Origin of the sequence: Flavobacterium sp. (genome assembly GCF_039916025.1) — a bacterium.
Taxonomy (GTDB): domain Bacteria; phylum Bacteroidota; class Bacteroidia; order Flavobacteriales; family Flavobacteriaceae; genus Flavobacterium.
In genome coordinates this window covers 1-2,055 of record NZ_JBDSMB010000027.1, presented here as the reverse complement: position 1 = coordinate 2,055, position 2,055 = coordinate 1, and the positions used below count along the sequence as shown (strand labels likewise).

The 2,055-nt window shown below is 33.2% G+C and carries 3 protein-coding genes; all 3 read right to left on the bottom strand.

The features are described 5' to 3' along the window. Positions 1-418: ORF6N domain-containing protein (locus ABIQ27_RS01515; RefSeq protein ID WP_348031396.1), on the bottom strand; the 418-nt coding region annotated here is incomplete at its 3' end. Positions 419-461: 43 nt separating this feature from the next. Further along, positions 462-1,421, bottom strand: coding sequence for a glycosyltransferase family 2 protein (locus tag ABIQ27_RS01510; protein ID WP_348031394.1), 960 nt, complete (start codon positions 1,419-1,421; stop codon positions 462-464). Further along, positions 1,421-1,951: a DUF4199 domain-containing protein gene (locus ABIQ27_RS01505; protein WP_348031392.1), complete on the bottom strand. Its 531-nt coding sequence runs from the start codon at positions 1,949-1,951 to the stop codon at positions 1,421-1,423. Before ABIQ27_RS01505 ends, ABIQ27_RS01510 begins: the two co-directional genes overlap by 1 nt. Positions 1,952-2,055 lie beyond the last annotated feature (104 nt).

Genomic DNA, 2,055 nt, shown 5'->3' with positions numbered 1-2,055 from the left:
ACGCTTTATATATATCTGGAAATTGCTTTTCGATTTCTTCAATTCTAGTTTTGAGTTCAGCATAGCTCAATGAAAATTGCCTTATGGTAACAAATGTCCTCATTATTGCAATATTTATTTCAATTGCTTTATCACTATTCAATATGCTTGATAACATTGCAACACCTTGTTCGGGAAAAGCAAAAGGCATATATCTCGAACCACCTCTGTTTGAGGACGCAATTTGCGACCTCAAACTTTGAAATTCATTTTCGGTAAGCTCGAACATAAAATCTGTTGGAAAACGATTGATGTTTCTTCTGACAGACTCTTTAATTCTTTTAGTTTCAGTATTGTAAAGTTCCGCCAAATCAAAATCGAGCATCACTTTGTGTCCTCTTATTTCGTAAATTTTATTTTTTATGACTTCAAGTTCCATAATAACATGTGCTTTGAGGTCACAAATTGCGACCACAAAAAAATTACAAATTCACTTCTTTAGAAATTTTATAACGCTCTTCGTTGTTTTTTGTTCTTAAAATTATTTCGCCCAAAAATCCCGCTAAGAATAGTTGAGAACCAATAATCATAGCCGTTAAAGCGATATAGAAAAGGGGATTTTCTGTTACTAGAATCGTTGGTTCGTCAAAAACGAACAGTTTTAAAAGCTTGATGGCAATTATCAAAAAAGTTGATATAGAACCGATGATGAACATGATAACGCCAAGCGCACCAAAAAGATGCATCGGACGTTTGCCATATTTGGATAAAAACCAAATCGTAATCAAATCTAAAAAACCATTGATAAAACGGTTCATGCCAAATTTTGATTCACCATATTTCCGGGCCTGATGGATGACTATTTTTTCGCCTATTTTTCCAAATCCGGCGTTTTTAGCCAAAACAGGAATGTAGCGGTGCATTTCGCCCGAAACTTCTATGTTCTTGATAACGACATTTTTATAGGCTTTTAATCCACAGTTGAAATCATTTAGATGAACACCCGATGTTTTTCGTGCAGCCCAATTGAATAATTTAGAAGGCAGATTTTTACCAACAACAGAATCGTATCGTTTCTTTTTCCAACCTGAAACCAAATCAAAGTTTTGGTTCAAAATCATATTGTATAAGTCCGGAATTTCTTCCGGACTATCTTGTAAATCGGCATCCATAGTAATGATTACATCACCTTCGGCTTTAGCAAAACCAGCATGCAATGCTTGAGATTTGCCAAAATTTCTAAGAAAACGAATTCCTTTTACGTTTGGGTTTTCTTTAGAAAGGTGTTCAATAATATGCCACGACTCATCCGTACTACCATCATCTATAAAAATTACTTCATAAGAATAATTATGGGTTGTCATTACTTTGACAATCCATTGGTGTAATTCGGGTAAAGATTCCTGTTCGTTAAGAAGTGGAATTATTATGGATAAATTCATTAAAACGATTCTTTGTTTTTAGATTTGAAAATTGCAGCTAAGATTAAACCGAAAATTATGGCGCCAATCATAGCTTGACCAATTCCCATTAATTGCCCTTTTAATGAAAACTGAGAGTTTTCTTTTACATTAGCAATTGCTTCGTTGATTTGTGCCTGTGTGCCTCCAAATTTTTGTATCATACCAACCTGCATATCCAACAAATGCTCAGTTACAGTTTCCCTTGCTCCGGTATCAATAAAATTAAAAAGAAGAATATTGAAAGCAGTCGAGATTAAGATTCCAATAACAGCAGATAGGAAATAAGTGGTAAAACCTTCTTTGAAAGTCATAACACCCTGGTTTTCTTTTTTTGATTTTGAAAGTAATATACATCCGATTACGATCCACATGGCCAGCATTCCAAAGCCAATCCACATATTAACAAATAGCTTTAAATCAATTAAGTACATTAAAGTGGTTACTCCAATTCCAATTAATCCTGAGATTACACCAAAGGTAATTGCGTTTTTTTTAAAGATTGCGTTCATAATAAATTTAGGTTTTGATTAGTTAACAAATATAGTAATTCCGTAATTACTTTTCGGTAAGTGTAAAACAATTAAAAAAAGTTACATATTGGTTTGATTTTTAA